Annotated in this window: 26 protein-coding genes and 1 pseudogene; 22 read left to right on the forward strand and 5 right to left on the reverse strand. The window is 71.1% G+C overall.

Annotated elements, in window-relative coordinates; translation table 11 throughout:
* The first annotated feature begins 115 nt into the window (after positions 1-115).
* The 5 genes from hslO (at position 116) to MVG78_RS09435 (ending at position 2,695) form a co-directional block, all read left to right on the forward strand.
* A complete protein-coding gene (hslO, locus tag MVG78_RS09415) occupies positions 116-1,075 on the forward strand; it encodes an Hsp33 family molecular chaperone HslO (protein ID WP_247550937.1) in 960 nt (319 codons plus the stop codon).
* 52 nt (positions 1,076-1,127) lie between these two features.
* Positions 1,128-1,757 carry a hypothetical protein gene (locus tag MVG78_RS09420; protein ID WP_247550939.1) on the forward strand — a complete coding sequence of 210 codons (630 nt, stop codon included), beginning with the start codon at positions 1,128-1,130 and terminating at the stop codon, positions 1,755-1,757.
* A gap of 109 nt (positions 1,758-1,866) precedes the next feature.
* The gene (locus tag MVG78_RS09425) at positions 1,867-2,256 is read left to right on the forward strand and encodes a RidA family protein (RefSeq protein WP_247550941.1); all 390 of its coding nucleotides are present in this window, start codon (positions 1,867-1,869) and stop codon (positions 2,254-2,256) included.
* The gene (locus MVG78_RS09430) at positions 2,253-2,471 is read left to right on the forward strand and encodes a hypothetical protein (RefSeq protein ID WP_247550943.1); all 219 of its coding nucleotides are present in this window, start codon (positions 2,253-2,255) and stop codon (positions 2,469-2,471) included. The genes MVG78_RS09425 and MVG78_RS09430 overlap by 4 nt, the downstream gene beginning before the upstream one ends.
* A complete protein-coding gene (locus MVG78_RS09435; RefSeq protein WP_247550945.1) occupies positions 2,468-2,695 on the forward strand; it encodes a hypothetical protein in 228 nt (75 codons plus the stop codon). Before MVG78_RS09430 ends, MVG78_RS09435 begins: the two co-directional genes overlap by 4 nt.
* Before the next feature lie 49 nt (positions 2,696-2,744).
* On the opposite strand, the gene folE is transcribed toward MVG78_RS09435, so the two are convergent.
* Positions 2,745-3,374, reverse strand: a complete 630-nt coding sequence (gene folE, locus MVG78_RS09440; RefSeq protein ID WP_247550947.1) for a GTP cyclohydrolase I FolE — start codon at positions 3,372-3,374, stop codon at positions 2,745-2,747.
* A 166-nt stretch (positions 3,375-3,540) separates the two neighbouring features.
* Positions 3,541-3,951 (reverse strand): Co2+/Mg2+ efflux protein ApaG, encoded by a 411-nt coding sequence (apaG, locus tag MVG78_RS09445; RefSeq protein WP_247550949.1) that lies wholly within the window; start codon positions 3,949-3,951, stop codon positions 3,541-3,543.
* 183 nt (positions 3,952-4,134) lie between these two features.
* Between apaG and MVG78_RS09450 the strand changes: the two genes are divergently transcribed.
* Positions 4,135-4,668 (forward strand): chalcone isomerase family protein, encoded by a 534-nt coding sequence (locus MVG78_RS09450; RefSeq protein ID WP_247550951.1) that lies wholly within the window; start codon positions 4,135-4,137, stop codon positions 4,666-4,668.
* A gap of 352 nt (positions 4,669-5,020) precedes the next feature.
* Here the strand turns inward: MVG78_RS09450 and MVG78_RS09455 are convergent, their stop codons facing one another.
* Both MVG78_RS09455 and MVG78_RS09460 read right to left on the reverse strand, forming a co-directional pair.
* Positions 5,021-5,326 carry a chorismate mutase gene (locus MVG78_RS09455; RefSeq protein ID WP_247550953.1) on the reverse strand — a complete coding sequence of 102 codons (306 nt, stop codon included), beginning with the start codon at positions 5,324-5,326 and terminating at the stop codon, positions 5,021-5,023.
* Between the two features lie 99 nt (positions 5,327-5,425).
* Positions 5,426-6,472 (reverse strand): enoyl-CoA hydratase/isomerase family protein, encoded by a 1,047-nt coding sequence (locus MVG78_RS09460; RefSeq protein ID WP_247550955.1) that lies wholly within the window; start codon positions 6,470-6,472, stop codon positions 5,426-5,428.
* 80 nt (positions 6,473-6,552) lie between these two features.
* Between MVG78_RS09460 and MVG78_RS09465 the strand changes: the two genes are divergently transcribed.
* The gene (locus MVG78_RS09465; protein ID WP_247550957.1) at positions 6,553-7,665 is read left to right on the forward strand and encodes an ABC transporter ATP-binding protein; all 1,113 of its coding nucleotides are present in this window, start codon (positions 6,553-6,555) and stop codon (positions 7,663-7,665) included.
* Between the two features lie 15 nt (positions 7,666-7,680).
* Here the strand turns inward: MVG78_RS09465 and MVG78_RS09470 are convergent, their stop codons facing one another.
* Positions 7,681-8,706, reverse strand: a complete 1,026-nt coding sequence (locus MVG78_RS09470) for an NAD-dependent epimerase/dehydratase family protein (protein ID WP_247550959.1) — start codon at positions 8,704-8,706, stop codon at positions 7,681-7,683.
* A 231-nt stretch (positions 8,707-8,937) separates the two neighbouring features.
* Here MVG78_RS09470 and MVG78_RS09475 point away from each other — a divergent pair, with 231 nt between their 5' ends.
* The 15 genes and pseudogenes from MVG78_RS09475 (at position 8,938) to MVG78_RS09545 (ending at position 25,093) form a co-directional block, all read left to right on the forward strand.
* A complete protein-coding gene (locus tag MVG78_RS09475; protein ID WP_247550962.1) occupies positions 8,938-10,056 on the forward strand; it encodes an ABC transporter substrate-binding protein in 1,119 nt (372 codons plus the stop codon).
* A gap of 139 nt (positions 10,057-10,195) precedes the next feature.
* Complete coding sequence (locus MVG78_RS09480) at positions 10,196-11,395, forward strand: ABC transporter permease (RefSeq protein ID WP_247550963.1); 1,200 nt, start codon at positions 10,196-10,198, stop codon at positions 11,393-11,395.
* Positions 11,392-12,174 carry an ABC transporter permease gene (locus tag MVG78_RS09485; protein WP_247550965.1) on the forward strand — a complete coding sequence of 261 codons (783 nt, stop codon included), beginning with the start codon at positions 11,392-11,394 and terminating at the stop codon, positions 12,172-12,174. The genes MVG78_RS09480 and MVG78_RS09485 overlap by 4 nt, the downstream gene beginning before the upstream one ends.
* 113 nt (positions 12,175-12,287) lie before the next feature.
* Positions 12,288-12,608 (forward strand): DMT family transporter, encoded by a 321-nt coding sequence (locus MVG78_RS09490; protein ID WP_247550967.1) that lies wholly within the window; start codon positions 12,288-12,290, stop codon positions 12,606-12,608.
* A gap of 191 nt (positions 12,609-12,799) precedes the next feature.
* Entirely contained in the window at positions 12,800-13,546 is a 747-nt protein-coding gene (locus tag MVG78_RS09495; protein ID WP_428480627.1) for a superoxide dismutase, read from the forward strand.
* 129 nt (positions 13,547-13,675) lie between these two features.
* Positions 13,676-15,136 (forward strand): FAD-linked oxidase C-terminal domain-containing protein, encoded by a 1,461-nt coding sequence (locus MVG78_RS09500; protein ID WP_247550969.1) that lies wholly within the window; start codon positions 13,676-13,678, stop codon positions 15,134-15,136.
* Between the two features lie 2 nt (positions 15,137-15,138).
* A complete protein-coding gene (locus tag MVG78_RS09505; protein ID WP_247550971.1) occupies positions 15,139-16,344 on the forward strand; it encodes an FAD-binding protein in 1,206 nt (401 codons plus the stop codon).
* A gap of 13 nt (positions 16,345-16,357) precedes the next feature.
* Positions 16,358-17,680 (forward strand): glycolate oxidase subunit GlcF, encoded by a 1,323-nt coding sequence (glcF, locus tag MVG78_RS09510; RefSeq protein ID WP_247550973.1) that lies wholly within the window; start codon positions 16,358-16,360, stop codon positions 17,678-17,680.
* Positions 17,681-17,780: 100 nt separating this feature from the next.
* Positions 17,781-18,899, forward strand: coding sequence for a TRAP transporter substrate-binding protein (locus tag MVG78_RS09515; RefSeq protein WP_247550975.1), 1,119 nt, complete (start codon positions 17,781-17,783; stop codon positions 18,897-18,899).
* A gap of 25 nt (positions 18,900-18,924) precedes the next feature.
* On the forward strand, positions 18,925-19,473 hold the full coding sequence (locus tag MVG78_RS09520) for a TRAP transporter small permease subunit (protein ID WP_247550977.1): 549 nt from the start codon (positions 18,925-18,927) through the stop codon (positions 19,471-19,473).
* A 15-nt stretch (positions 19,474-19,488) separates the two neighbouring features.
* Positions 19,489-20,901, forward strand: coding sequence for a TRAP transporter large permease (locus MVG78_RS09525; RefSeq protein ID WP_247550979.1), 1,413 nt, complete (start codon positions 19,489-19,491; stop codon positions 20,899-20,901).
* Positions 20,902-21,174: 273 nt separating this feature from the next.
* The gene (locus MVG78_RS09530; RefSeq protein WP_247550981.1) at positions 21,175-23,208 is read left to right on the forward strand and encodes an SDR family oxidoreductase; all 2,034 of its coding nucleotides are present in this window, start codon (positions 21,175-21,177) and stop codon (positions 23,206-23,208) included.
* 143 nt (positions 23,209-23,351) lie between these two features.
* Positions 23,352-23,829: pseudogene (locus tag MVG78_RS09535) on the forward strand (YcgN family cysteine cluster protein); the annotation flags it as partial.
* 128 nt (positions 23,830-23,957) lie between these two features.
* Positions 23,958-24,284, forward strand: coding sequence for a cupin domain-containing protein (locus tag MVG78_RS09540; RefSeq protein WP_247550984.1), 327 nt, complete (start codon positions 23,958-23,960; stop codon positions 24,282-24,284).
* A gap of 89 nt (positions 24,285-24,373) precedes the next feature.
* Complete coding sequence (locus MVG78_RS09545; protein WP_247550986.1) at positions 24,374-25,093, forward strand: M48 family metallopeptidase; 720 nt, start codon at positions 24,374-24,376, stop codon at positions 25,091-25,093.
* The last annotated feature ends 45 nt before the right edge of the window (positions 25,094-25,138 follow it).

Below are 25,138 nucleotides of genomic sequence, written 5' to 3' on the forward strand. Positions count from 1 at the left end.
CGCCCCGCCATCCGCGGGGAAATGGGCGGGTATCCCGTGACCGCATCGCCGCCCTTCGCAAAGAGGGGCGGCGCCGCATCTCGCAGGCGGAACGGGCAGCGCCTATCTAGGCGCGGTGAAAGACGTCACCGATCCCTCCGCCACGCCCGACTTCCTGAACCACGACCGTCCGCCCGTGCCGGATCTTGTCGTGCCGCGCGGCGTGCAGCCCTTCCATCTCGCCAACCGGCCCGTGCGCGGGCGGCTGGTGCGGCTCGGCCCACTGGCCGAGGCTCTGATCTCCCGCCACGACTACGCGCCCGATGTCGCCCGGCTGCTCGGCCAGTCGCTGGCGCTCACCGCCGGTCTCGCCGCGGCGCTGAAGTTCCGGGGCTCCTTCTCCCTCCAGGCCAAGGGTGACGGGCCGGTCGGCATGCTGCTGGCCGACTGCACCGATACCGGCAGCCTGCGCGGCTATGCCCGGATCAGCGAGGGGGCCGAGGGCATGCCCCAGGGCGAGGCGGCGGCGCTGCTGGGCAAGGGCTATCTGGCCTTCACCTGCGACCAGGGCCAGGACATGGACCGCTACCAGGGTATCGTCGCCATCGAGGGCGAGACGCTCTCGGCGATGACCGACCGCTATTTCGAGACCTCCGAGCAACTCCGGGCCTGGGTGCGCCTCGCCGCCGCGAGGACCGCTTCCGGCTGGCGTGCCTCCGCCCTGATCATGGAGCGCGTGGCGGGTGCGGGCGGCATCGGCACGCTGGGCGAGGAGGAGCAGGAGGAGGCCTGGCGCACCGCCACCATCCTGGCCGGGACGCTGAAGGATGAGGAACTGCTGGACGACGCCCTGCCGCCGGAGCGCCTGCTGCACCGCCTTTTCCACGAGGAGGGGCTGGTGGCCGACCGTGCCCGCGCGCTGTCCTATGGCTGCCGCTGCTCGCGGGCGCGACTCGCCTCGGTGCTGCAATCCTTCCCGGGCGACGATCTCGACCACATGGCCGAGGAGGGGCAGATCACCATGACCTGCGAGTTCTGCAACGTCGAATTCCGCTTCGACCGCGCGGATGTGCGCTCTGGTGCGGGGCGGGCCTGATCGGCTAACCCTCTCGCCCCTCTGCCTTTCCCCCCGGGAGCTGCGAATCCGCATGATCGGCCGACGCCAAGCCCTCCTGCTGCCGTTGCCACTCCTGGCGGCCGCCTGCTCCGGCGGAGAGGCACCGGTGACACGGCCGCGCCGGCTGGAAGGCTATGCCTGGCTGACCCCGCTGCGCCTGAACGTGGCCGGGATCGACTTCCCGCCGCCGCAGCCGGGCGCGATGATCAGGGCCGACCCGCCGGCGCCGCTGGTGCCGGCCACGGAGGTCGAGCGCATGGGGCGCGACCGGCTTTCCGCCGCCGGCACCACCGGCCGGGCCGTCTTCACCGTGGAAACCGCGACCCTGACCCGCAGCCGCCAGTCGGGCGGAATGTTCACCGATGCCAGCGAGCGACTCGACTGCGTGCTGCGCTGCCGGCTCGGCATCCTGGGCGCGGACGGGCAGCAGCTCGCCTTCGCGGAGGCCGAGGCGCGGCGGGGCGCTGTGATGAACCTGGGCAGTGGCAGCACCGCCGCCGGCAATGCGGAAGAGGTGGTCGGCAAGGCGATGGACGACCTGAACGTGGAGTTCGAGGTCCAGGTGCGCCGGAACCTGCGGGACTGGGTGCAGGAGACGACGCCGGTCGTCCCCACCCCGGCGCCGGGCAGTATCGAGCGCGAGGAGCTTCCGCCGAGCTAAGAACAACCGCAGGATGGTGCTCCTGGAAAACCCGGAGCCGGTGCCCGGGCGGGCATGACGCCGCCACGGGGCACCCGGCCACCGGGCCATCAGCCGGAGGAGTGCCAGCATGGGAATCATCACCACCTCGAACCCCGAGGGCCTGCATGCGCCCCAGGCGGCCTTTTCCCATGCGGCCCTCATCCAGGGTGCCAGCCGGCGGCTCGTGGTCAGTGGCCAGCCGGGCGTGACGCCCGACGGCCGGATCGCCGCCCATGCGGACGAGCAGATCGACCAGATCTTCCGCAACCTCGACATCGTGCTGAAGGCGCATGACATGACCCCGGCGAATGTCGTGCGGCTGACCGCCTATCTGGTGCAGCGCATCCATATCGGCCCCTGGCGCCGGCGGCGGGACCGCTGGCTGAACGGCCACCAGCCCGCCGCGACGCTGGTGCTGGTCGATGGCTTCGCCGACCCGCGCTTCGTGGCCGAGGTGGAGCTGGAGGCGGTGGCATGAGCATGGCCCGGCCTGCCATCCCCCACCGGGCGGCCTGTGGCGCCGGGCTACTCCTGCTCGCCCTGGCCGGCTGCACGGCGGCACCGGCGCCGGAGCCGCCCAATTCCGTGCCGCGCCCGCCGCCGATCGGTGACCGGCCGAACGCCCCCGCCGCCTCCGGTGGGCCGCGCGCGGAGATGGCGATGCCGGGGCCGGCCACGTGGAGCCGTTCATGAAGCGCCTCATGCTGGCGGCAGGGCTGGCGGCCGCAGCCCTTCTGGCGGGCTGCGCGCCCCCCGCGGTCCAGCCCGCGCCGCAGGGCTACCGGGCCCCCTATCAGCCGCCGGAATCGCCGGAGCGGAGCGTCTGGGAAAGGCCCTATGCGCCGCCCCCGGCCGTGCCGCAGCCGGACTACTACGCCAATCCCCGGGCGCCGGCCGTTTCCACCGAGCCGCGCTGAAGGTTCCGCCCGGCCCGGATGAACCCGGTCCGGGGGAAGGGTTCCGGCCTCAGATGACCGGCGTTGCCCTCGGGGCGCCGATCATGGCCAGGAATTCCTGCCGCGTGCTGCGCTGGTCGCGGAAGGCGCCGAGCATGCGGCTGGTCACCATGGTCACGCCCGGCTTGTGCGCGCCGCGCGTGGTCATGCACTGGTGCGCGGCCTCCACCACCACGGCGACGCCATAGGGGTTCAGCACCTCCTGGATGGAATTGGCGATCTGCGCCGTCAGCTTCTCCTGGATCTGGAGGCGTTTGCCATAGGCGTCCACGACGCGCGCCAGCTTGGAGATGCCGACCACGCGGCCGCGTGGCAGGTAGCCGACATGGGCGCGGCCGATGATCGGCGCCATGTGGTGCTCGCAGGTGCTTTCCAGCCGGATGTCGCGCAGGACGACCATCTCGTCATAGCCCTCCACTTCCTCGAAGGAGCGCTGGAGCAGTTCGACCGGGTCTTCCTCATAGCCGGCGAACCATTCGCGATAGGCCTTGGCCACGCGCTTGGGCGTGTCCAGAAGCCCCTCGCGGGTGGGCGTGTCGCCAGCCCAGCGCAGCAGCGTCCGGATCGCATCCTCCGCGTCCTGCTGCGTCGGCCGGGGTTCGTCCGGTTCCTGGTGCGGAGGGAAGGGTGTGGTGGTCAAATTCCGAATCCTCTGATTCCATTCCAGGCCAGGATTCCGGCCGGGGATGGGGTGCGGCCTGCGCGCGGCTTCTGCCCGCCGGCTCTCGCCGGCATCCGGGGTGGCTGCGTCCGTCCAGTATCGGGTTTTGGCAGGGCTGCGGAAGGTTCCGCAACCATCGCGCGTGTCAGTTCAGGGTGACGCGCCCGTCCGGAGCGTCGAGGCTGAAGGCGGGGATCTCGACATCGAAATTCTCGCCCGTCCCGGTGGCCACCATGTGGTAGGCGCCGCGCATGAAGCCGGAGGGCGTGGGCAGCGGCGTGCCGGAGGTGTATTCGAAGCTCTCCCCCGGCTCCAGGACCGGCTGCTCCCCCACCACGCCATCCCCGTGCACGCGCTGGGTGCGGGCCATGGCGTCGGTGATCAGCCAGCTTCGCTTCAGGAGCTGCACGGTCTCCCGCCCCTGGTTCTCGATTTCCACGCGGTAGGCCCAGACATAGCGCCCTTCCTCCTCCGAGGACTGGTCGGCCAGGTAGTAGGTCCGCACGCTGACGCGGATTCCCCGCGTGACGGCGACATAGGCATCTTGGCCAGCCATGCTGCTCAGCCTCCCGAAGTCAGGTGTGGCACAGCCAGATAAGCGGAAACGGCCGGGGAATCGAGCTTCACGCAGAAGTTTCCCCGGATCGGGGCGGGTGGCGCGGCCCGGGGCCTTGGCCGCCGCGCGAGGAGCGGCGAGGCTGCGGCGCCCTGGTGCCGCCTGCCTCCGGAGACGCCGCCCTTGCCCCTGCTGACCCGCCGTGCCGGCCTGTCGCTCCTGCCGCTGCTCGCCCTGCCGGTTCCGGCGGGGGCGCAGCAGGCACCGCCGCCGAGCCTCCGGGTCGCCGGGCGCCGGCTCGTGCTGAACGGCACCGGCCTGCGGCGGGTCTTCCTGTTCGAGGCCTTCCGCGCGGCGCTCTACCTGGAAACCGCCAGCCATGACGCGGAGGCGATCCTGGCCTCGACGCAGGTGAAGCTGCTGGTCCTGCGCTATTCCCGCGACATCCCGCGCGACAGGCTGGTCTCGGGCTGGGAGGACGGGTTCCGCGAGCGCTGTGCCTGCGCCATGCCGGACGACTTCCGTGCCCGGCTGCGCGACCTGCGGGCGGGGGAGGAGGAGACCTGGCTCTTCCTGCCCGACCATGCCGAGATCGCCTATGCGGGCGAGCGCCCCGTGCGGATGGACAATCCCCTGGGGGCTCGCATGCTCTCTGCCTTCATCGGCCCCAAGGCCCAGAGCAGCGCCCTCAGCCGGGGGCTGCTGGGGCTGTCCTGAGCGGCCGCCAGTGGCCGGGGGCGCATGGGGCGTGACCCGCCGGCGCTGTTTTGGGGTTTTAGCATTTTAGGATTTTAAGCCTTTATCCGTCCAAACCGATGGCACACAGCCTTCGGTTCGGTTGGAGGCGGGGCAGACAAGTTCGAGGATATAATTCCTATATCCCACCATGCGTGGGATGGCAAGGGAGGTTCATGGTGTGGTGGCCGTGCCTCGTCCCGCGTGGCGGGTCCGGTTGGGGCGCCTGCTGGGGCGCCCGTGGCCCGGGGGAAGGCTCCGCCTTGCACCCGATACCCCCATCCGCCAGGAACCCCGGTTTCCCGGGGTGGCCAGGGGAGGGCCGCCGTCCGGATCAGCCGGTGGCGCGCGGGACGGCCTCGTGGTGGCGGATCACCTCCTTCACCACGAAGGCCAGGAACTTCTCGGCGAATTCCGGGTCCAGCTTCGCATCGGCGGCGAGGCGGCGCAGCCGCGCGACCTGTTGTGCCTCCCGCGACGGATCGGCGGGCGGGAGGTGGTGCTCGGCCTTCAGATGGCCGACGCGCTGGGTGCAGCGGAAGCGTTCCGCCAGCATGTGGATGATCGCCGCATCGATGTTGTCGATGCTGTCGCGCAGGGATTTGAGTTCCGGCAGGATGGCCGGTGCCGCTTCTGTCATCGGCGAAGCCTTCTGATGGTGTCGGATCACGCCTCGCATGGGCGCTTCCGTTCCCGCTTAGACCAGGGCCGGCCCGGCGGGAACGCCGGGAACTGCGCGTCAGGGCGCGAGCATCGCCCGCACCGCCTCCATCTCCACCGCCTCGATCCGGTCGGGGCGCCAGCGCGGCGACTGGTCCTTGTCCACCACCACGGCGCGCACCCCTTCCGCGAAATCCGGCTGCCGGATCACCCGCCGCGCCAGGGCCAGCTCGGTCCGGAGGCAGGTGGCGAGGTCGTGCCCGCCGCCGATGCGGAACAGTTCCCGCGTGATGCAGAGGCTCATCGGCGACATCCGGCGCAGCGTGGCGATCTGTTCCGAGGCCCAGCCGGTTCCCTCGGCCTCCAGCGCTTCCAGGATATGCGGCACGGTGCCGCTGCCGTAGCAGCGGTAGATCGCCTCCGCCTGCGCCGTCACCGCGCCCTGCGGGGCCGGGCGCGCATGGGCCGCGATGGCGGCCTCGGCATCGCCTTGCAGCAGCGACCGGCGCAGGGCCGGCAGTTCCCCGGAGGGGCAGTAATGCGTGGCCAGCCCGGCCTCCACCGCTTCGGCCCCGCGCAGCCGGGCGCCGGTCAGGCCCAGCCAGTTCCCGATCGCCCCTTCCAGGCGCGGCAGGCAATAGGATGTGCCGACATCGGGGAAGAAGCCGATCGCGGTTTCCGGCATGGCGAGCAGCGCCTTCTCCGTCACCACGCGGTGGGAGCCATGCAGGGAGATCCCGATGCCGCCGCCCATGCAGATCCCGTCGATCAGGCTGATCCAGGGCTTGGGAAAGGCGGCGATGGCGCCGTTCAGCGCGTATTCCGCGGCGAAGAAGTGGTCGGCTTCCTCTCCGCGCCCGTCCAGCACCGCCTGCCGCACGAAGCGGATGTCGCCGCCGGCGCAGAAGGCGCGGCCGCCCAGCCCTTCCAGCAGGACCAGGCGCACCGCCGGGTCCTCGCCGAAGCGGCGCAGGGCCTCGGCCAGCGCGCCGATCATCGGCTGGTCCAGCGCGTTCAGCGCCTTCGGCCGGTCGAGCTGGATCACTCCGGCGGCGCCCTCGATCCGCGCCGTGATCCCGGCCTGTCCCTTCGGCTGCTGCTCCGGCTGCTCCTGGCCCATCGCCATCCCCCCTTCCTGTCTCTCCCGCATCATGGCACCGGAGAGGTGGTTGACGGCAACCGGGGGGACCCGCAGTTTCCGCGGCCATGACGACCCATCTGGTGCGCTTCGAGGATGTGGAAAAACGCTACGACACCGGTGCGCCGGCGGTGCGTGGCCTCAACCTGTCCGTGCGCCGGGGGGAGCTGCTGACGCTGCTGGGCCCGTCCGGCTCGGGCAAGACCACGACGCTGATGATGCTGGCGGGCTTCGAGCAGCCCAGCCAGGGGCGCATCCTTCTGGACGGCCAGGACATCGCCCATACCCCGCCGCACCGGCGCGGCATCGGCGTGGTGTTCCAGTCCTATGCCCTGTTCCCGCACATGACCGTGGCGGAGAACATCGCCTTTCCGCTGGAGCCGCGGGGCGTGGCGCGGGCGGAGCGCGAGGCCCGCGCGCGGCGGGCGCTGGAGACGGTGCGCCTGCCCGGGCTGGGCGACCGGCGGCCGGCGCAGCTTTCCGGCGGGCAGCAGCAGCGCGTCGCCCTGGCCCGTGCCCTGGTCTTCGAGCCGCCGATCGTGCTGCTGGACGAGCCGCTCGGCGCGCTGGACAAGTCGCTGCGCGAGGAGATGCAGTTCGAGATCCGCCGCCTGCACCGCGAACTCGGCCTGACCATGATGTACGTCACCCATGACCAGGGGGAGGCGCTGGTCCTGTCCGACCGCGTGGCGGTGTTCCGGGCGGGGCGCATCCGGCAGCTCGCCGCGCCGCGCGACATCTATGACCACCCGGCCGATGCCTTCGTGGCCGGCTTCGTCGGGGAGAACAACAGCCTGCCCGGCCATGTCCTGGCCATGGAGATGGAGGAGGCGCGCATCCGGCTGGATTGTGGCGTGGTGGTGCGGGCCACCGCCGCCGTGGGCGTGGGGCCCGGCAGCCGCTGCATCGTCGCGATCCGGCCGGAGCGGCTGGCGGTCGCGGCCATGCGGGCGGAGGAGATGGGGGAGGATGCGGTGCCGGCCCGGCTGGAGGAGATCGTCTTCGGCGGCGACCACCTGCGCCTGCGCCTCTCGATCGGCCAAGGGGGTGGCGGCGAAGGGGAGGGGCCGCGTGCCGAGGTGATCGCCAAGCGGCCCGCCACCGGCGTGCTGCCCCAGCCCGGCGGCGTGGCGGCCCTGGCCTGGGACCTGTCGCAGGCCATCGCCTTTCCGGTGGAGTGACGCGGGGCGGGGGCCTCAGCCCTGCAGCAGGTTCGGCGGCAGCAGGGCCGCGCGCGGCCCGACGGCCTGCCATTCCACCCGGCGCGGATGCCGCCGCAGGATGCCCTGGCCCAGCCTGGCCTCGACCGTGCGCCGCAGGCCCGCATCCAGGGTGACGCGCGGCACCCAGTTCAGCAGGTTCCAGGCGGGCCGTGTGTCCACCGCCGTTTCCAGATCGTGCGGGCGCGGCGGCAGGGCGCCGTAGACCGGCTCGACCGAGGGGTCGATCAGGGCCACCAGCTTCTGCACCACGTCCCGCACCGAATGGGTGACGCCGGTGCCGACCTCGATGCTCCGGCCGAGCGCCGCCTTGCTGACCGCGGCGTGGACCAGCGCATCGACGATGTCGTCCACATAGGTCCAGTCGGCGAGGCGGCCGCCATTGCCGAGATGCGGCGCCCGGCCATGGCGCAGCTCCTCGATCACGTAGGGCACCAGCTTGCTGGCGTCGCGCTGGCCGGGGCCGTAGGTCATCGCGATGCGGATATCGACGCAGCGCGTGTCGTAGAGGCTGTCGAACATCCGGGCATAGGCGGTGGCGGCGGCCTTCGAGGCGGCGTAGGGCGAGCGCGGCGCCTCGTCCGGCGCCGCATGCGCCTCGACCGAGCCGGCCAGCACCACGCGCTCCACCCCCCGCCCGGCGGCGGCCATCAGGATGTTGACGGTGCTCACGAGATTGTCGCGCAGCGTGGGCAGGACGGCCTCGATGCTGCGCGATCCCGTCACCGCGGCGCTCATGTGGAAGATGATCTCGGGCTGCGTCAGGCGGAGGAGCGACTCGGCCTCGCCGGGCGAGGCCGGATCGCAGCGCCACCAGAGCGGCGCCGGCTTGTCATCCTCGTCCTGCGGGATCTCGCTGCGCGTGGTGCCGTGCACCTCGGCGCCGGCCTCCAGCAGGGCGCGGCACAGGGCGCTGCCGATGAAGCCGCGCGCCCCGGTCACGAGGACGGAACGGCCTCGCAGGGCCGTCAGGATCGGATCGTCGCTGCCCTGTCGGTTCATCTCACATCCATGTCCGTTCATTCATAATGGATCAAAATTGATATGATTTGAGCTGCTTCGCAAGAATTTTGTTTCTTTTGTGGATCTTTTAGGAAAAATTTGCTGCGGTGCAGAAGTTCCTGCCTCTGCCATGGCAGGCGAGGCGACGAAGTTCTTCCCGCCCCGTTCCGCCGCCGTTCCCGCTGGCGGAGCTTTGCTCTAGCCTCCGGCGGCAGGGCAGGGAGGCAGATCATGGTGCCGCGAATCGTGTTTCCGGTCGGGCGTGGGACCGGGAGGGCGGGCATCGCCCGGAGGGGGTTTTTCCGGGCCGCGTGGCTGGCGGCCTGCCTGCCGGTCCTGGCCCCCGTCCTGGCGGCGGCTCCGGCGCGGGCACAGCAGCGCGACCTGACCGTGGTGTCCTGGGGCGGCGCCTATCAGGATGCGCAGCGGGAGGTCTATTTCCGCCCCTTCCAGACCAAGACGAACACGCGGCTGCTGGAGGAAAGCTGGGATGGCGGCGTCGGCGTGCTGCGCGCCAAGATCCAGTCCGGCGCCAACAACTGGGATGTCGTGCAGGTCGAGAGCGAGGAGCTGCTGCTCGGCTGCGACGAGGGCCTGTTCGAGAAGATGGACTGGGCGGCCATCGGCGGGAAGGACCACTACATTCCGCAGGCGGTGGGCGAATGCGGCGTCGGCACGATCCTCTATTCCTTCGTGCTGGCCTATGACCGCAACCGCATGCCGAGCGGCCCGGCGAACTGGGCGGATTTCTTCGACACGAAGAAGTTCCCCGGCAAGCGCGGGCTGCGCCGGGGGCCGAAGACGACGCTGGAGATCGCGCTGCTCGCCGACGGGGCGAAGCCGGAGGAGGTGTACAGGCTGCTGGCCACGGAGGCCGGGGTGGACCGTGCTTTCCGCAAGCTCGACAGCATCCGCGGCAGCCTGGTCTGGTGGGAGCGTGGCGCGCAGCCGCCGCAGCTCCTGGCCTCGGGGGAGCTGGCGATGGCCGTGGCCTATAACGGCCGCATCGACGCCGCCAACAAGCAGGACGGGCAGAACTTCGCCATCTCCTGGCCCGGCAACCTCTACACGCTGGATTCCTGGGTGATCATGAAGGGGTCGCCGAACCGCGACCGGGCGCTGGAGTTCCTGAACTTCGCCGGCCAGCCCGAGATCCAGGCCGAATTGCCGCCGAAGATCCCCTATGGCGTCACCGCCAAGGGCGCCAACGACCATATCGCGCCGGCGGTCCTGGCCAACCTGCCCACCACGCCGGAGCATATGGAGGGCGCGCTGCGGATCGACGACCAGTTCTGGCTCGACAATCTCGACCGGCTGAGCCAGCGCTTCAACAACTGGCTGTCGCGCTGACCTCCGGCACTCTCCCCTGGCGGCTTTCCGCCGGGGGCGGAGGGTGGTAGCCGGGGCCGCCCCGCCCTTCCACCGCCGGGCCGCCCCGGAGCCGGCGTGAGGGCCGGGACGGCCGCCGGACCCTTTCCCCGGGAGATCCATGCCGAACCGCCGCGAACGTCTTGCCGCCGCACTCCTGGTCGCGCCGCTGCTGCTTTTCCTGCTGGGCGTCTTCCTGCTGCCCATCGGCGCCTTCCTCTGGCGGGCCGTGGCGGAGACGGATGTGGCGCCGGTGCTGCCGCGCACCCTGGCCGCGCTGCGGGACTGGGACGGGCGGGAATTGCCGGGCGACGCTGCCTTCGAGGCACTGGCGGCGGATCTGCGGGCGGCGCGCGCCGCCGACCAGGCGGGGGGCGGCGGTGCCATCCCGCGCGCCGCGGCCCGGCTGAATGCCGAGATTCCCGGCTTCCGCTCCACCCTGCCGGCCACGGCGCGGCGGCTGGCCAATCCGGAGGCGCCGGCCCGCGAGACGATCCTGGCCGCCAGCCCGGACTGGTCGAAGCCCGAAAGCTGGGCCGCCATACGCCGCACCGGCGGGCCGGTTTCCGATCTGAACCTGCTCGCCGCCCTGGATCTGCGGCGCGATGCGGCGGGGGATATCGCCGCGGTGCCGCCCGACCAGGCGGTGTTCCGGGGCGTGCTGCTGCGCACGCTCTGGATCGCCGTGCTGGCGACGGCGCTCAGCCTGATCCTCGGCTATCCGCTGGCCTATCTGATCGCCACCGCGCCGCCGCGCCTCGCCCTCTGGATGCTGGGCGCGGTGACGCTGCCGCTCTGGATCAGCGACGTGCCGCGCATCGCCGCCTGGATCGTGCTGCTGCAACGGGACGGGGTGGCGAACACGCTGCTGGCCGCCACCGGACTGCTGCGGGAGCCCGCTTCCTTCCTCTTCACGCGCGGCACGGTGCTGCTGGCCACGGTGAACCTGCTGCTGCCCTTCGCGGTGCTGCCGATCTATGCCTCGCTGCGGGCGCTGGACTGGCGGCTGCCGCGCGCGGGGCTGTCGCTGGGCGCCTCGCCCTGGCGGGTCTTCCGCCGCGTGACGCTGCCGCTCTCCATGCCGGGGGTGGGGGCCGGGGCGCTGCTGGTCTTCATCCAGGCGCTCGGCTTCTATGTGACGCCGGCCCTGCTGGGTGGGCCGAACGACCAGATGCTGTCCTATTTCATCGGCTTCTACGCCAACCGCACGGTGAACTGGGGGCTGGCGGCGGCGCTGTCGGTGATCCTGCTGCTGGCGGTGGCGATCGTGGTCGCGCTCTATGCGCGGCTGGTCGGGTTCAACAGGGTGCGCATGGCATGACCCGGCTGCCTGCCTCCCGCCTGGTGCTCTGGGTCTTCGGCCTGCTGGTGATGCTGTTCCTGCTGGGGCCGCTGCTGGCGATCGTGCCGCTGTCCTTCTCCGCCGGTTCCTTCCTCACCTATCCGCTGCCGGGGCTGTCGCTGCGCTGGTATGCCGACTTCTTCACCTCCGACTTCTGGATGCCGGCGCTGCGGAACAGCCTGGTGATCGGCCTGGGCGCTTCCGCCATCGCCACGGTGCTGGGCACGGCGGCGGCTTTCGGCCTGTGGCGCGCGCGCTTTCCGGGGCAGATGCTGGTGCTCGGCGTGCTGATGACGCCGCTGGTGATGCCCTCGATCATCGTGGCGGTGGCGCTGCTCCTGGCCTTCGGGCCGCTGGGGCTGACCAGCAGCTTCACCGGCATGATCCTGGCCCATGCGGCGCTGGGCGCGCCCTTCGTGGTCACCACCGTGTCCACCGCCCTGGCGCAGTTCGATCCCGTGCTGCTGCGCGCCGCCTCGGCCTGCGGCGCGGGGCCTGGGCTGGCCTTCCGCCGCGTGGTGCTGCCGCGCATCGCGCCGGGCGTGGCGGCGGGGGCGCTCTTCGCCTTCGCCACCTCGCTGGATGAGGTGGTGGTGGCGCTGTTCATCTCCGGCCCGGCACAGCGCACCCTGCCGCGCCAGATGTTCTCCGGCCTGAACGACCAGATCAGCCTGACCATCACCGCCGCCGCCACGATCATGGTGGCGCTGGCCCTGCTGCTGCTGCTGGCGCTCGGCTGGCTGCGCCGGGGGCGCTGAGCCGCCACCCACGCGCTTGGGATCGGCGGGCATCTTCCGTGGCCCGCGCTCTGCCCGCAGGATGGGCGGGCCGGGCGCCCCTCATCGGCCGGGCGGCGTGGGGGAGGGTGCGGATGGCCTGGGCCATGGTGGTCGTGGCGGGATTGCTGGAGATGGTCTGGTCCTACGCGGCCAAGCAGTCCCAGGGCTTCACCCAGTGGGGCTGGGCGGCCCTGACGGTCCTGGCCTCGCTGGCCAGCTTCCTGTTGCTGACCTTCGGCATGCGCGGCCTGCCGCTCGGCACGGCCTATGCGGTCTGGACCGGCATCGGGGCGATCGGCACCTTCATCGTCGGCGTCCTGCTCCTGGGCGAATCCACCAATGTCTGGCGGATCGCCAGCGCCCTGCTGATCGTGGCCGGGGTCATCGGCCTGCGCCTGACGAGTTCCGAATAGAGGGCTCTTGCTCCTCTCCTCCCTTTGTTTCAGTCCCGCTGAAACCCGCATCCCGATGCCATGAGGCGCGTTCAGCCGGTGCGGGCCCGCCCCTGCCGTTCCGGAGGACCATGCCGGGGGCGATGGGAGAGCCGGGTCCGGCTCCAACGGGCAGGCCCAACGGGAAGGCCCAAAGGGAAGGAAAGAGCGTCATGAACCCAGCATTCGGCCGTCGCGGCTTCGCCTTGGGGGCGGTTGCCCTCGCAACGGCTCTTCCCATGCGCCTTTCCGGGCTGGGGTCCGGCGCCGCGCGGGCCCAGGCACTGGCTCCCGGACCCTATACGCTGCCGCCGCTGCCCTATGCCTTCACGGCCAACGAGCCGCATATCGATGCCCAGACCATGGAACTGCACCACGACAAGCATCATGCGGCCTATGTGAACAACCTCAACGCGGCGCTGAAGGACCAGGGCCAGTTGGCGGCCCTGCCGTTGCAGGAACTCCTGACGCGGATCGACAGCGCGCCGGAAAGCATCCGCACGGCGCTGCGCAACAATGGCGGCGGCCATGCCAACCACTCGATGTTCTGGGAGATCATGGGCGGCAAGGGCGGCGCCCCGTCCGGGGAACTCGCCCAGGCGATCGAGCGGGATCTCGGCGGCTTCGACAAGTTCAAGGCGGAGTTCAACCGGCGCGGCGGGGCGCGCTTCGGCTCCGGCTGGGTCTTCGTCACCGTGGCCCGGGACGGGAAGCTGGCGCTGACCGACCTGCCGAACCAGGACAGCCCGCTGATGTCCGGGCAGATGGTGCTGATGGGCAACGATGTCTGGGAGCACGCCTATTACCTGAAGTACCAGAACCGGCGCCCCGAATACCTCCAGGCCTGGTGGAACGTGGTGAACTGGGACCGCGTGGCGCAGCGCTATGCCGCGGCGAAGGCGGGCAGCCTGACGATCTGACCGGGGCCGGCCTGTCCCGGGGGTGTCCCAGGGGTGTCTCGGGGCGGGGGGCGCGGAGCGGAGTTTGCCGCAGCCCCGCCTCGCCATTCCGGTGTGATATCTTATATGATTGCCGCACCGGAGGTTCAGATGCTCGCACAGCTCCCGCCCAAGGCCGAGATCCTCGCCCGGCAGGAAGAGATCGTGGCGGCCCTGCGGGCCATCGTCCCCGCCGGGCCGCGCGGCGAGGGGGTGATCGGCGAGCCCCTGCGCCTGCGCGCCTATGAGACGGACGGGCTTTCCGCCTATCGCCAGCCACCGCTGGCGGTGGTGCTGCCGGAAAGCACGGAGCAGGTGGCGGCGGTGCTGCGCTACTGCCACGAGAACGGCATCCGCGTCGTGCCGCGCGGCGCCGGCACCAGCCTGTCCGGCGGTGCCTTGCCCATGGCGGATTCCGTGGTGATCGGGCTGATGCGGATGAACCGCGTGCTGGAGGTGGATTTCGCGGACCGCCTGGCCGTGGTGGAGGCCGGCGTCACCAATATCGGCATCACCAAGGCGGTGGAGGGGGAGGGGTTCTTCTATGCCCCGGACCCGTCCTCGCAGCTCGCCTGCATGATCGGCGGCAATGTGATGATGAATTCCGGCGGGGCGCACTGCCTGAAATACGGCGTCACCGCCAACAACCTGCTGGGCGTCACCTTCGTCACCATCGAGGGCGAGGTGATCCGCATCGGCGGCGGGTATCTGGACGCGGCGGGCTATGACTGGCTCGGGCTGATCACCGGCTCCGAGGGGCAGCTCGGCCTCGTCACCGAGGTCACGGTGCGCATCCTGCGCGGGCCGGAAGGGGCGCGGGCCATGCTGGCCGCCTTCCGCGGCGTCGAGGTCGCGGGGCAGGCGGTGGACGCCATCATCGGCAGCGGCGTGATCCCCGTGGCGCTGGAATTCATGGACAAGCCCTGCATCCATGCCTGCGAGGCCTTCGCCCATGCGGGCTATCCGCTGGAGGCCGAGGCCATGCTGATCATCGAGGTGGAGGGCAGCCCGGAGGAGCAGGACATGCTGCTCGGCCGTATCAAGGACATCTGCGCCCGCTTCGACCCGATCAGCATGAAGGTCTCGCAATCGGCCGAGGAGAGCATGGCGATCTGGAAGGGGCGGAAGGGCGCCTTCGGCGCGGTCGGCCGCATCTCGCCGGACTATCTCTGCATGGACGGCACCATCCCGACCGGGGAACTGCCCCATGTGCTGCGCCGGATGGAGGAGATGTCGCGGGCCTGCGGGCTGAAGGTCGCCAATGTCTTCCATGCGGGCGACGGCAACCTGCATCCGCTGATCATGTTCGACGCCAACGATCCGGAGAGCTTCCGCAAGGCCGAGACCTTCGGCGCCGATATCCTGAAGCTCTGCGTCGAGGTCGGCGGCTGCCTGACCGGCGAGCACGGTGTCGGCGTCGAGAAGCGGGACCTGATGAGCGTACAGTTCACGCCGAGGGAGCTGGCGCAGCAGCGGCGGATCAAGTCGGCCTTCGATCCGGACTGGCTGCTGAACCCCTCCAAGGTCTTCCCGCTGGAGACGGCCTCTCCCCAGACTCTCGCCGCGGAGTGACGATGAGCGATATCCCGCGCGACCCCTGGGCCCCGGCGGAGGAAGCCGGCGTGGCGCGGGCCGTGGCCGAGGCCCATGCGGCCGGCGAGCCCCTGCTGGTCGAGGGCGGCGGCAGCAAGCGCGCCTCGCTGCGCCCGGTGCAGGCGGCGCGCAGCCTGTCGCTGCGGAACCTGTCCGGCATCACCTTCTACCGGCCGCAGGAGCTGGTGGTCTCCGCCCTGGCCGGCACGCCGATCCCCGAGATCGAGGCGGCGCTGGCCGAGAAGGGGCAGCAGCTCATCGCCGAGCCGCCCGATCCGCGCCCGCTTTTCGGCGGGGAGGCGGCGGCGACGCTGGGCGGCACGGTGGCCGCCAACCTGTCCGGCCCGCGCCGCATCACCGGCGGCGCGATGCGCGACCACGTCCTGGGGGTGCGCTTCGTGAACGGGGAGGGGGAGGTGCTGCGCTCCGGCGGGCGGGTGCTGAAGAACGTCACCGGCCTGGACCTCTGCAAGCTGCTGTCCGGCTCCCACGGCACGCTGGGGGTGATGACCGAGATCACGCTCAAGGTCCTGCCTTCCTCCGAGGCCACGGCGACGCTGGCCGTGCGGGTGCCGGACCTCGCGCGCGGCGTGGGCGCGCTTTCGGCGGCGCTGGGGAGCCCCTTTGGCGTGTCCGCCGCCGCGATCCTGCCCGAAGGCCATGCGGCGCTGGGCCTGGAGGGGCCGCTGGCCGTGGTGCGGCTGGAGGAATTCGCCGAATCCGTCCGCTATCGCGCCGGCCGGCTGCGCGAGGCGCTGGGCCTCTATGGCACGCTGTCGCTGGTGGAGGGGGAGGAGTCCCGTGCCCTCTGGCGCGCGGTGCGCGATGCGGTGCCGCTCGCTGCCGGTCCGGGCGATGCCGTCTGGCGGGTTTCCGTGCGCCCCTCGGCCGCGCCCGGCGTGGCGGAGGCGCTGCGGCGCGATTTCGGCGCGCGGCTGCTGCTCGACTGGGGTGGCGGGCTGGTCTGGGTGGCCGGCCCGGCCAGCGAGGCGGCGCATGCGGCGGTGATGCGCGCCGCGCTGGCGGCGGGGGGCACTTTCCTGCTTTTCCGCGCCCCGGAGCCGCTGCGCGCCGCGGTGCCCGTCATTCCCGAGGAAGTGCCGGCGCTGGCCGCCCTTTCGCGGCGCGTCAAGGCCGCGCTCGATCCGCGCGGCATCCTCAATCCGGGGCGCCTGCGGGCGGCCTGAGCACGAGACGGACATGCAGACCAGTTTCACGGCCGAGCAGCTCGAAGATCCCGACACGCGGGAATCGAACAAGATCCTGCGCACCTGCGTGCATTGCGGCTTCTGCACCGCCACCTGCCCGACCTTCGTGCTGCTGGGCGACGAGCTCGACAGCCCGCGGGGCCGCATCTACCTGATCAAGGACATGCTGGAGAGCGGCAAGCCCGCCACGGAGGAGGTGGTGCGGCATGTGGACCGCTGCCTCTCCTGCCTCTCCTGCATGACCACCTGCCCCTCCGGCGTCCATTACATGCATCTGGTGGACCATGCCCGGCACTATATCGAGGAGACCTATACCCGCCCGCTGCCGGAGCGCCTGTTGCGCCGCGTGCTGGGCTGGGTGCTGCCGAGCCCGGCGCGCTTCCGGCTGGCGCTGACGGGCGCGCGCCTCGCCCGGCCGCTGCGCGGGCTGATCCCCGGCCGCGGCGCCACGAGCCAGCGGCTGCGCGCCATGCTTGACCTGGCGCCGGCCAGCCTGCCCGCCGCCAGCCCGATGCAGGCGCCGCAGGTCCACCGGGCGGAGGGTGTGCGGCGTGGGCGGGTGGCGCTGCTCACCGGCTGCGCGCAGCAGGTGATCGGCCCCACGATCAACGAGGCGACGATCCGCCTGCTGACCCGCATGGGCCTCGACGTGGTGGTGACGAAGGAGCAGGGCTGCTGCGGCGCGCTGAACCACCATATGGGCCACCACGACCCGGCCATGGCGCAGGCGCGGGCCAATATCCTGGCCTGGAGCCGCGAGATCGAGGGGGAGGGGCTGGACGCCATCGTCGTCAACACCTCCGGCTGCGGCACCACGGTCAAGGACTATGGCCACATGTTCCGCGAGGAGCGGGAAAGCGAGCGCGCCGCCAGGGTCGCCGGCCTGGCCATGGATGTCTCGGAGGTGCTGACGCGCTTCGGCTACGCGCCCTCGCGCCCGGCGCCGGGGCTGAGCGTCGCCTACCACGCCGCCTGCTCCCTGCAGCATGGGCAGAAGATCACCAGCCTGCCGAAGGAGCTGCTGAAGCGCGCCGGCTTCGCGGTGAAGGAGCCGGCGGAGGGGCATCTCTGCTGCGGTTCCGCCGGCACCTACAACCTGATGCAGCCGGAGATCGCGGGGCAGTTGCGCGAGCGCAAGCTGGGCAACATCGACCGGACGGGGGCCGACCTGATCGCGGCGGGCAATATCGGCTGCCTGACGCAGCTCGCCGGTGGGGCGCGCCCGACGGTGCATACGGTGGAACTGCTGGACTGGATGGCGGGCGGGCCGGAGCCGGAGGCCGTGCGCGGGCTGGGCGGGCGCGAGGCGGCCTGAGCGGACGCAACGGAAAGGCATCTTTCCAGCCTGGAAATGGCAAGCTAAAGATTCCGCAAGACCGGTGCCATGAAGTGCCGGCGAAGGAAACGGAACAAGAATGAACCGTCGGAACTTCCTCGCGGGTGCCGGGCCCGCGCTGGCCCTGCCCGCTGCCGCCGTGGCGACGGGGCTGCCGAAACCGGCGATCGCGCAGCCCGCTCCGGAGATCCGCTGGCGCTGCGCCTCCTCCTTCCCGAAATCGCTCGACACGATCTACGGCGCCGCGGATTTCATGTCGAAGCGGGTGGCGGCCCTGACGGATGGCCGGTTCCGCATCACCGTCTTCGCGGCGGGCGAGATCGTGCCGGGGCTGGCGGTCGCGGATGCGGTGCAGAATAACACCGTCGAATGCGCCCACACGGCCTCCTACTACTTCGTCGGCAAGGACCCGACCTTCGCCCTGGACGCCACCATCCCCTTCGGCATGAACACGCGCCAGACCAATGCCTGGCTGCATGCGGGCGGCGGGCGCGAGGTGCTGCGCGAGTTCTTCGACGGCTACAACATGGTCTCCATCCCCACCGGCTCCACCGGGGCGCAGATGGGCGGCTGGTTCCGCAAGGAGATCAAGACCGTCACCGACCTGAACGGGCTCAAGATGCGCATCGCCGGCATCGCCGGGAACATGCTGCAGAAGCTGGGCGTGGTGCCGCAGCAGATCGCGGGCGGCGACATCTATCCGGCGCTGGAACGCGGCACGATCGACGCGGCGGAGTGGATCGGCCCCTATGACGACGAGAAGCTCGGCTTCAACCGGGTGGCGCCCTTCTACTACTATCCGGGCTTCTGGGAGGGCGGGCTGAACCTGTCCCTCTATGTCAGCAAGCCGAGATACGAGGAACTGCCGCAGACCTACAAGGATGCGCTGGAATCCGCCTGCCGCGACGCGACGGTGGAGACCATGGCGAAGTACGACGTGCAGAACCCGCAGGCGCTGCGCCGGCTGGTGGCGGGCGGCGCGCAGCTCCGTCCCTTCCCACGGGAGGTGATGCAGGCGGCCTATAAGTCGGCCTTCGATCTTTATGACGAGACGGCGGCGGGCAACCCGCGCTTCAGGAAGGTCTACGACCACTTCCGGACCTTCCGCGACACGCAGCTCCAGTGGTTCCGCGTCGCCGAGAACACCTACGACAATTTCGTCTATGCCATGCAGGCCCAGGAGCAGCGTCGTCCATGAGGCAAGGCACCACCCGGAGGACCGGATGAAACCCCTTCTCGCCTTCTCCCGGGTGGTGGACGACATCAACACCAGGGTCGGCCGGATCGCGGACTGGCTGACGCTGATCGCCGTGGTGGTGAGCGCGGGCAATGCCTTCGTGCGCTACGGTGTTTCCTGGTCCTCCAACGCGCTGCTGGAGGTCCAGTGGTATTTCTTCGCCGGCATGGTGATGCTGGGCGCGCCCTATACGCTGCTGCGCAACGAGCATGTGCGGGTGGACATCCTCTACGGCTCCCTGGGGGAGCGGGCGCGGCTCTGGGTGGATATCCTGGGCATCATCGTCTTCCTGCTGCCGGCCATGGCGCTGCTGACCTGGATGACCTGGCCCTTCTTCTGGGATTCCTTTGTCCGGGGGGAGGGGAGCCAGAATGCCGGCGGCCTTCTCCGCTGGCCGGTGAAGATCCTGATGCCGCTGGGCTTCCTGCTGATCACGCTGCAGGGGCTGAGCGAGCTGATCAAGCGCATCGCCCTGCTGCGCGGCCTGAAGCCGGATGGCGAGGCCGTGATCGCCTATGAACGACCGCTGCAGTAGGAAGACGCCCCGCAGATGAACCTCGAGTGGATGCCGCCGCTGATGTTCGGCGGCCTGATCGTCTTCCTCATCATCGGCTTCCCGGTGGCCTTCTCCCTGGCCGCGGTGGGGCTGTTCTTCGGCTTCCTGTCGATCGAGCTGGGGTTCTTCACCGCCGACTATCTCGGCAACCTGCCGCTGCGTGTCTTCGGCATCCTCAGCAACGACCTGCTGCTCTCCATCCCCTTCTTCACCCTGATGGGGGCGGTGCTGGAACGCTGCGGGCTGGCGGAGGACCTGCTGGAGGGGACGGGGCAGCTTTTCGGCAAGATCCCCGGCGGCCTCGCCTATGCGGTGATCATCGTGGGCGCGGTGCTGGGTGCCATCACCGGCACGGTGGCGGCCTCGGTGATCGCCATGGGGATGATCTCCCTGCCGATCATGATGCGCTACGGCTATGACATGCGCATCGCCACGGGGGTGATCGCGGCTTCGGGCACGATCACGCAGCTCATCCCGCCCTCCCTGGTGCTGATCATCCTGGGCGACCAGCTCGGCCGCTCGGTGGGCGACATGTATGCGGGGGCGATCGGCCCTTCGATCCTGCAGATCCTGCTCTTCATCGGCTTCATCGCCGTGGTGTCCATCGTGGCGCCGCACAAGGTGCCGCCTTTGCCGGAGGAGGCACGGACGCAGCGCGGCTGGCCGCTGATCTGGCGCGTGGCCAAGGGCATGGTGCCCTCCCTGGTGCTGATCTTCCTGGTGCTGGGCACGATCGGCCTGGGCCTCGCCACGCCCACCGAGGCCGGGGCCATGGGCGCGGTGGGCGCCATCGCGCTCGCCATGGCCAATGGCCGCTATTCCTGGAAGCTGCTGCGGGAGGCCATGGCCAACACCATGCGCATCACCGCCATGGTGATCTTCATCCTGGTCGGCGCCACGGTCTTCTCGCTGGTCTTCCAGGGCGTGGATGGCGGGCTGTGGCTGGAGCACCTGCTGTCGCACCTGCCGGGCGGGCAGCTCGGCTTCCTGCTCTTCGTCAATGTCTTTGTCTTCTTCCTGGCCTTCTTCCTCGATTTCTTCGAGATCGCCTTCATCATCGTGCCGCTGCTGGCCCCCGTGGCGGCGAAGCTGGGCATCGACCTCGTCTGGTTCGGCGTTCTGCTCTGCATCAACCTGCAGACCAGCTTCATGCACCCGCCCTTCGGCTTCGCGCTGTTCTACCTGCGCGGCATCGCGCCGAAATCGGTGAAGACCTCGGACATCTACTGGGGCGCCATCCCCTGGCTGCTGCTGCAGCTCGCCCTGGTCGCGGTGGTGATCCTCTGGCCGGAGAGCGTCACCTACTGGATCGATGCCGGCAGCAATGTCGATCCGGCCTCCGTCACCATCGACGTGCCGACCCCGGGCATGGGGGAGGACGAGGCGCCGCCGGTGATCTTCAAATAGGGTGATCTTCAGACAGGTTGATCTTCAGACAGGGCCGCGGCGCGCCGGGCGGGGCGGTGCCCCGCCGGAGGGCGGTGGCGGCACGGGGAGCGGCCGTGGGCCCGGGGTCAAGCAGGATGGGTGCAGGCGCCGGTCGCCTTTCCGTGACCGGCCGCGGCGCATGTCACAGCCATCCCCTGCGGGAAGGGCGGATGCGCGGAAATCCGGCCTCAACCTCTCGCGAGGCGCGGCGTTCACCGGGGGAGATACCCAGACAAGGGAGTAACCCCGACCATGGCCAAGCCCCATCGCAAGCCGTTGCGCGAGCAGGTGATCGTGCTCACCGGCGCCACCTCCGGCATCGGCCTCGCCACCGCGCGGCTGGCGGCGGAACGGGGTGCCTCGCTGGTCCTGGCCGCCCGCAACGAGGATGCCCTGCGCTCCCTGCGGGACGAGCTGCGCGCCCGCGGCGGCCGCACGGAATACGTGGTGGCCGATGTCGCCGATGCGGCGGCGGTGGAGAAGATCGCGCAGAAGGCCATCGACAGCTTCGGCGGCTTCGACAGCTGGGTGAACAATGCCGCGACCGCCATCTATGGGCGGATCGAGGACACGCCGCTGGAGGACCAGAAGCGCCTCTTCGACGTCAACTACTGGGGCGTCGTGAACGGCACCCAGGTGGCGGCGAAGCATCTCCGGCAGCGCGGCGGCACCATCGTCAATGTCGGCTCCGTCCTGTCGGACCGGGCGATGGAGCTGCAGGGCGTCTATTCCGCCTCCAAGCACGCGGTGAAGGGCATCACCGACGCCTTCCGCATGGAGTTCGAGGAGGCCGGCTACCCGATCTCCGTGACGCTGGTGAAGCCCAGCTCGGTGGACACGCTGTTTCCGGAACATGCCCGCAACGTGACGGACAGCGCCGGGCTGAAGCTGCCCGCGCCGGTCTATCACCCGCGCCTGGTGGCCAAGGCGATCCTGCATGCCTGCGAATACGCGCCCCGGACCCTGGTGGTGGGCATGGGCGGCTATGCCATCGCCCTGCTGGGCAACCATGCACCCCGCCTGACCGACCGCTTCATGGAAGCCTTCGGGCGCCGGAGCCAGACGCGACGGAGCCCGGGCCGCAAGGACCGCCACGACAACCTCTATGAGCCGCGGGCCGACCTCGCCGAGACGGGCGCCATCAAGGACCAGCCGGCCCCGCGCCGGACCTCGGTGCTGCTGGAGGCGCAGATGAACCCGCTCGGCACCACCGGGGTGCTGATCGGCCTGGGCGTGCTGGCGGCCGGCGTGGCGGTGGGCGTGCATTACAGCCGCAAGTCCCGCGACCGCGCCCTGCTGCGCGAGGCCGGGGAGGCGGTGCGCCGGGGCCGCTGGGGCCTGTCCCGCCTGGGCAGCCAGAAGGGGGATGAATGGGCGGGCCTGTCCCGCAAGGCGCGCCGCCGCGCGGAGCAGTTGGCGCGCGAGGCGGAGAGCAGGGCCTCCCGGGGCGGCAGCCTGCTGGGCGGGCTGTTCGGGCGGGCGAGGCACGATGCCCGCGATCTGGCGGAGGATTCCGCCTCCCGCGCCCATTCCCTCTGGGGCCGCTGGCGCGGTCAGGCGGATGATTTCGCCGAGGAAGCGCAGGACCGGATACAGGACCGGGCGCAGTCCTGGCGCGGCAGTGCCCTGGGCCTGATGGGACAGGCCCGTGGGCGGGCCGGGGATCTGGCGGAAACCGCCCATGACCGGGCCGACCGCTATCGCGACGGGGCGCGCTCCTTCCTGGGGCGGGTCCGGGGGCGGGCGGAGGATGCGGCGGAAACCGCCTATGACACCGCCGGGGACTACCAGGACAGCGCCCGGTCCTTCCTGGGCCGGGCACGGGGCCGGGTGGAGGACGTGGCCGATACGGCGCAGGACCGTGCCAGCGCCCGTGTCAGTGCCCTGCGTGGCAGCGCCGCCTCCCTGCTGGGCCGGGGCCAGGACCGGGTGGAGGGCTTCGCCGGCGATGTCCGGGACCGGGTCGAGCATATGCGGGCGGAGGCCCAGGACCTGCTGAGCGGCGGGCGCCGACAGCTCCGGCGGGGGGAGCGGCGCCGCGACAGCATCCTGGCTTCCTTCCTCTGCGCGCTGCGGCAGGGCGTGGACGAGGTGGCGGACCGGCTTTCGGGCCGGCCGTCGCGCCGTGCGGCGGGCTGGATGGAGCGCGCCTCGGAGCTTGGCGAGAGCCTTCGCGACACGGCCTCCCATGCCGGGCATGACGCGGCCGAACTCGCCGGCCGTGCCCGCAAGCGCGGCGATGCCCTGGTGCGCGACCTGCGGCGCGAGATCCGGCGCTGGGCCTGAGGCCCGTCCGGAAGCGTGTTCCCGGGGCCGGGGGTATCCTCCCGGCCCCGCCGCATTCAGGGGGAACATTCAGGGGAAACCGGCAGGGCAGGGCCGCCGGTTTTCGCCTTGTACTCCCGGCGCCGGATGGTCAGCTTGGCGGGATGCTTCCTGACCTGCCTTTCTGGAAGGCGAAATCCCTCTCCGAGATGACGCGGAGCGAATGGGAGAGCCTGTGCGACGGCTGCGGCCGTTGCTGCCTGCACAAGCTGCGCGACGACGACACGGACGAGATCCACTGGACCGAGGTGGCCTGCCGGCTGCTCGACACCTCCACCGCCCTCTGCTCCGACTATGCCAATCGCCGGAGCAAGGTGCCCGATTGCGTGAAGCTCACCCCGGCCCGGCTGAAGCGCATCGACTGGCTGCCGCCGAGCTGCGGCTACCGCCTTGTCGCGGAGGGCAGGGACCTGCCGGACTGGCATCCGCTGGTCTCCGGCGACCGCGCCACCGTCCAGGATGCCGGCGTTTCCGTGGCCGGGCGCGTGGTCAGCGAGCGCCGCGCCGGGGCGCTGGAGGATCATGTGGTGGAATGGCCCGGGCGCTGGCCCCGCGGCGCATCGCCCGCCCCGGCGGCCGGCGAGGCGGGCCGCGTCCGCTGGCGCCGGCGCCCCTTGCCAGCCTGAACCATCCGGGGGGAGGCTGGGGTTTCACCCTTGCCACGGTGCCCCCGGCCCCTGCCGCCGCACCGCCAGCCCAGGAGTCCCGGCATGAGCCAGTCCGCCCGCGAAGCCCTCCGTTGCCGCGTCCCCGCCGTCGCCACCCTCCAGGTGGACAATGAGCGCGTGCGCGTCACCCGCTGGGACTTCGCGCCCGGGGCCGAGACGGGTGCCCACCGCCACGGCTGGGCCTATGTCGTGGTGCCGGTGACGGACGGGACCCTGCTGGTGGAGATGGCGGACGGCGCCAGCGTCACGAGCCAGCTCCAGGCCGGGCTCGCCTATGACCGCCTGGCGGGGGCCGAGCACAACGTGATCAATGCCGGCGAGGCGCCGCTCTCCTTCGTCGAGATCGAGATGAAGGGCCTGCCCGGCTGAGGGCACGGACTCCGAGGCGGGCGATGCCCGCCGTCCGGGCAGGCGGCCGGGCGTTGTCCCCGGCCCCCCGTCCGGGCATTCTGCCCGGCATGGAGCCGAGCACCACCGAGAGCGTCCCCCTGCGGACCGGGCCGCTCGCCGGGCCGATCCCCTGTCCGGTGCGCTGGCAGCGTTCGAGCCGGGCCCGCCGCGTCTCGCTGCGTATCGATCCCTGCGCCGCCGAGGTGATCGTCACCCTGCCGCCGCGCGCCAGCCAGCAGCAGGGCATGGCCCTTCTCACCGCCCATGCGGCCTGGGTGATGGAGCGCCTTTCCTCCCTGGCGCCGCCGCAGCTTTTCCAGGACGGGGCGGAGATCCCGCTCGGCGGGGTGCCGCACCCGATCCGCCATGAGCCCCAGGCGCGGGGCGGCGCCTTCCTCCAGGATGGCCGCATCGTCGTGTCCGGCGCGCCGGAATTCCTCGCGCGCCGGGTCGGGGACTTCCTGCGGGCCGAGGCGCGGCGGCGGATCGCCCCCCTGGTGGCGGAGCATGCCCTGGCACTGGGGGTGCGCCCGCGCGCGATCCGGCTGAAGGACACCCGCTCGCGCTGGGGGTCCTGCGCGCCGGACGGCACGCTGGCCTTCTCCTGGCGCCTCGTCATGGCACCCGGCTGGGTGCTGGACTATGTGGTGGCGCATGAGGTCGCGCATCTGCGCGAGCTCAACCACTCCAGCCGGTTCTGGGCGCTGGTGGAGACGCGCACGCCGCATCGCGAGACGGCGCAGGACTGGCTGCGGCGCAACGGCTCGACGCTGCTGCGGATCGGCTGAGGGCGCGTCCCGGGCCGGGGGCCGGGCCGGGGAGCCAGGTGGGGC

The sequence above is a fragment of the Roseomonas gilardii subsp. gilardii genome, assembly GCF_023078375.1.
Taxonomy (GTDB): domain Bacteria; phylum Pseudomonadota; class Alphaproteobacteria; order Acetobacterales; family Acetobacteraceae; genus Roseomonas; species Roseomonas gilardii.

Excerpts from the sequence above, each read along its gene's own strand:
- MVG78_RS09420 (WP_247550939.1), top strand. The coding sequence starts at position 1,128 with ATGATCGGCCGACGCCAAGCCCTCCTGCTGCCGTTGCCACTCCTGGCG.
- MVG78_RS09425 (WP_247550941.1), top strand. The coding sequence starts at position 1,867 with ATGGGAATCATCACCACCTCGAACCCCGAGGGCCTGCATGCGCCCCAG.
- MVG78_RS09430 (WP_247550943.1), top strand. The coding sequence starts at position 2,253 with ATGAGCATGGCCCGGCCTGCCATCCCCCACCGGGCGGCCTGTGGCGCC.
- MVG78_RS09435 (WP_247550945.1), top strand. The coding sequence starts at position 2,468 with ATGAAGCGCCTCATGCTGGCGGCAGGGCTGGCGGCCGCAGCCCTTCTG.
- apaG (WP_247550949.1), bottom strand. The coding sequence starts at position 3,951 with ATGGCTGGCCAAGATGCCTATGTCGCCGTCACGCGGGGAATCCGCGTC.
- MVG78_RS09455 (WP_247550953.1), bottom strand. The coding sequence starts at position 5,326 with ATGACAGAAGCGGCACCGGCCATCCTGCCGGAACTCAAATCCCTGCGC.
- MVG78_RS09460 (WP_247550955.1), bottom strand. The coding sequence starts at position 6,472 with ATGGCGATGGGCCAGGAGCAGCCGGAGCAGCAGCCGAAGGGACAGGCC.
- MVG78_RS09465 (WP_247550957.1), top strand. The coding sequence starts at position 6,553 with ATGACGACCCATCTGGTGCGCTTCGAGGATGTGGAAAAACGCTACGAC.
- MVG78_RS09470 (WP_247550959.1), bottom strand. The coding sequence starts at position 8,706 with ATGAACCGACAGGGCAGCGACGATCCGATCCTGACGGCCCTGCGAGGC.
- MVG78_RS09475 (WP_247550962.1), top strand. The coding sequence starts at position 8,938 with ATGGTGCCGCGAATCGTGTTTCCGGTCGGGCGTGGGACCGGGAGGGCG.
- MVG78_RS09480 (WP_247550963.1), top strand. The coding sequence starts at position 10,196 with ATGCCGAACCGCCGCGAACGTCTTGCCGCCGCACTCCTGGTCGCGCCG.
- MVG78_RS09485 (WP_247550965.1), top strand. The coding sequence starts at position 11,392 with ATGACCCGGCTGCCTGCCTCCCGCCTGGTGCTCTGGGTCTTCGGCCTG.
- MVG78_RS09490 (WP_247550967.1), top strand. The coding sequence starts at position 12,288 with ATGGCCTGGGCCATGGTGGTCGTGGCGGGATTGCTGGAGATGGTCTGG.
- MVG78_RS09495 (WP_428480627.1), top strand. The coding sequence starts at position 12,800 with ATGAACCCAGCATTCGGCCGTCGCGGCTTCGCCTTGGGGGCGGTTGCC.
- MVG78_RS09500 (WP_247550969.1), top strand. The coding sequence starts at position 13,676 with ATGCTCGCACAGCTCCCGCCCAAGGCCGAGATCCTCGCCCGGCAGGAA.
- MVG78_RS09505 (WP_247550971.1), top strand. The coding sequence starts at position 15,139 with ATGAGCGATATCCCGCGCGACCCCTGGGCCCCGGCGGAGGAAGCCGGC.
- glcF (WP_247550973.1), top strand. The coding sequence starts at position 16,358 with ATGCAGACCAGTTTCACGGCCGAGCAGCTCGAAGATCCCGACACGCGG.
- MVG78_RS09515 (WP_247550975.1), top strand. The coding sequence starts at position 17,781 with ATGAACCGTCGGAACTTCCTCGCGGGTGCCGGGCCCGCGCTGGCCCTG.
- MVG78_RS09520 (WP_247550977.1), top strand. The coding sequence starts at position 18,925 with ATGAAACCCCTTCTCGCCTTCTCCCGGGTGGTGGACGACATCAACACC.
- MVG78_RS09525 (WP_247550979.1), top strand. The coding sequence starts at position 19,489 with ATGAACCTCGAGTGGATGCCGCCGCTGATGTTCGGCGGCCTGATCGTC.
- MVG78_RS09530 (WP_247550981.1), top strand. The coding sequence starts at position 21,175 with ATGGCCAAGCCCCATCGCAAGCCGTTGCGCGAGCAGGTGATCGTGCTC.
- MVG78_RS09540 (WP_247550984.1), top strand. The coding sequence starts at position 23,958 with ATGAGCCAGTCCGCCCGCGAAGCCCTCCGTTGCCGCGTCCCCGCCGTC.
- MVG78_RS09545 (WP_247550986.1), top strand. The coding sequence starts at position 24,374 with ATGGAGCCGAGCACCACCGAGAGCGTCCCCCTGCGGACCGGGCCGCTC.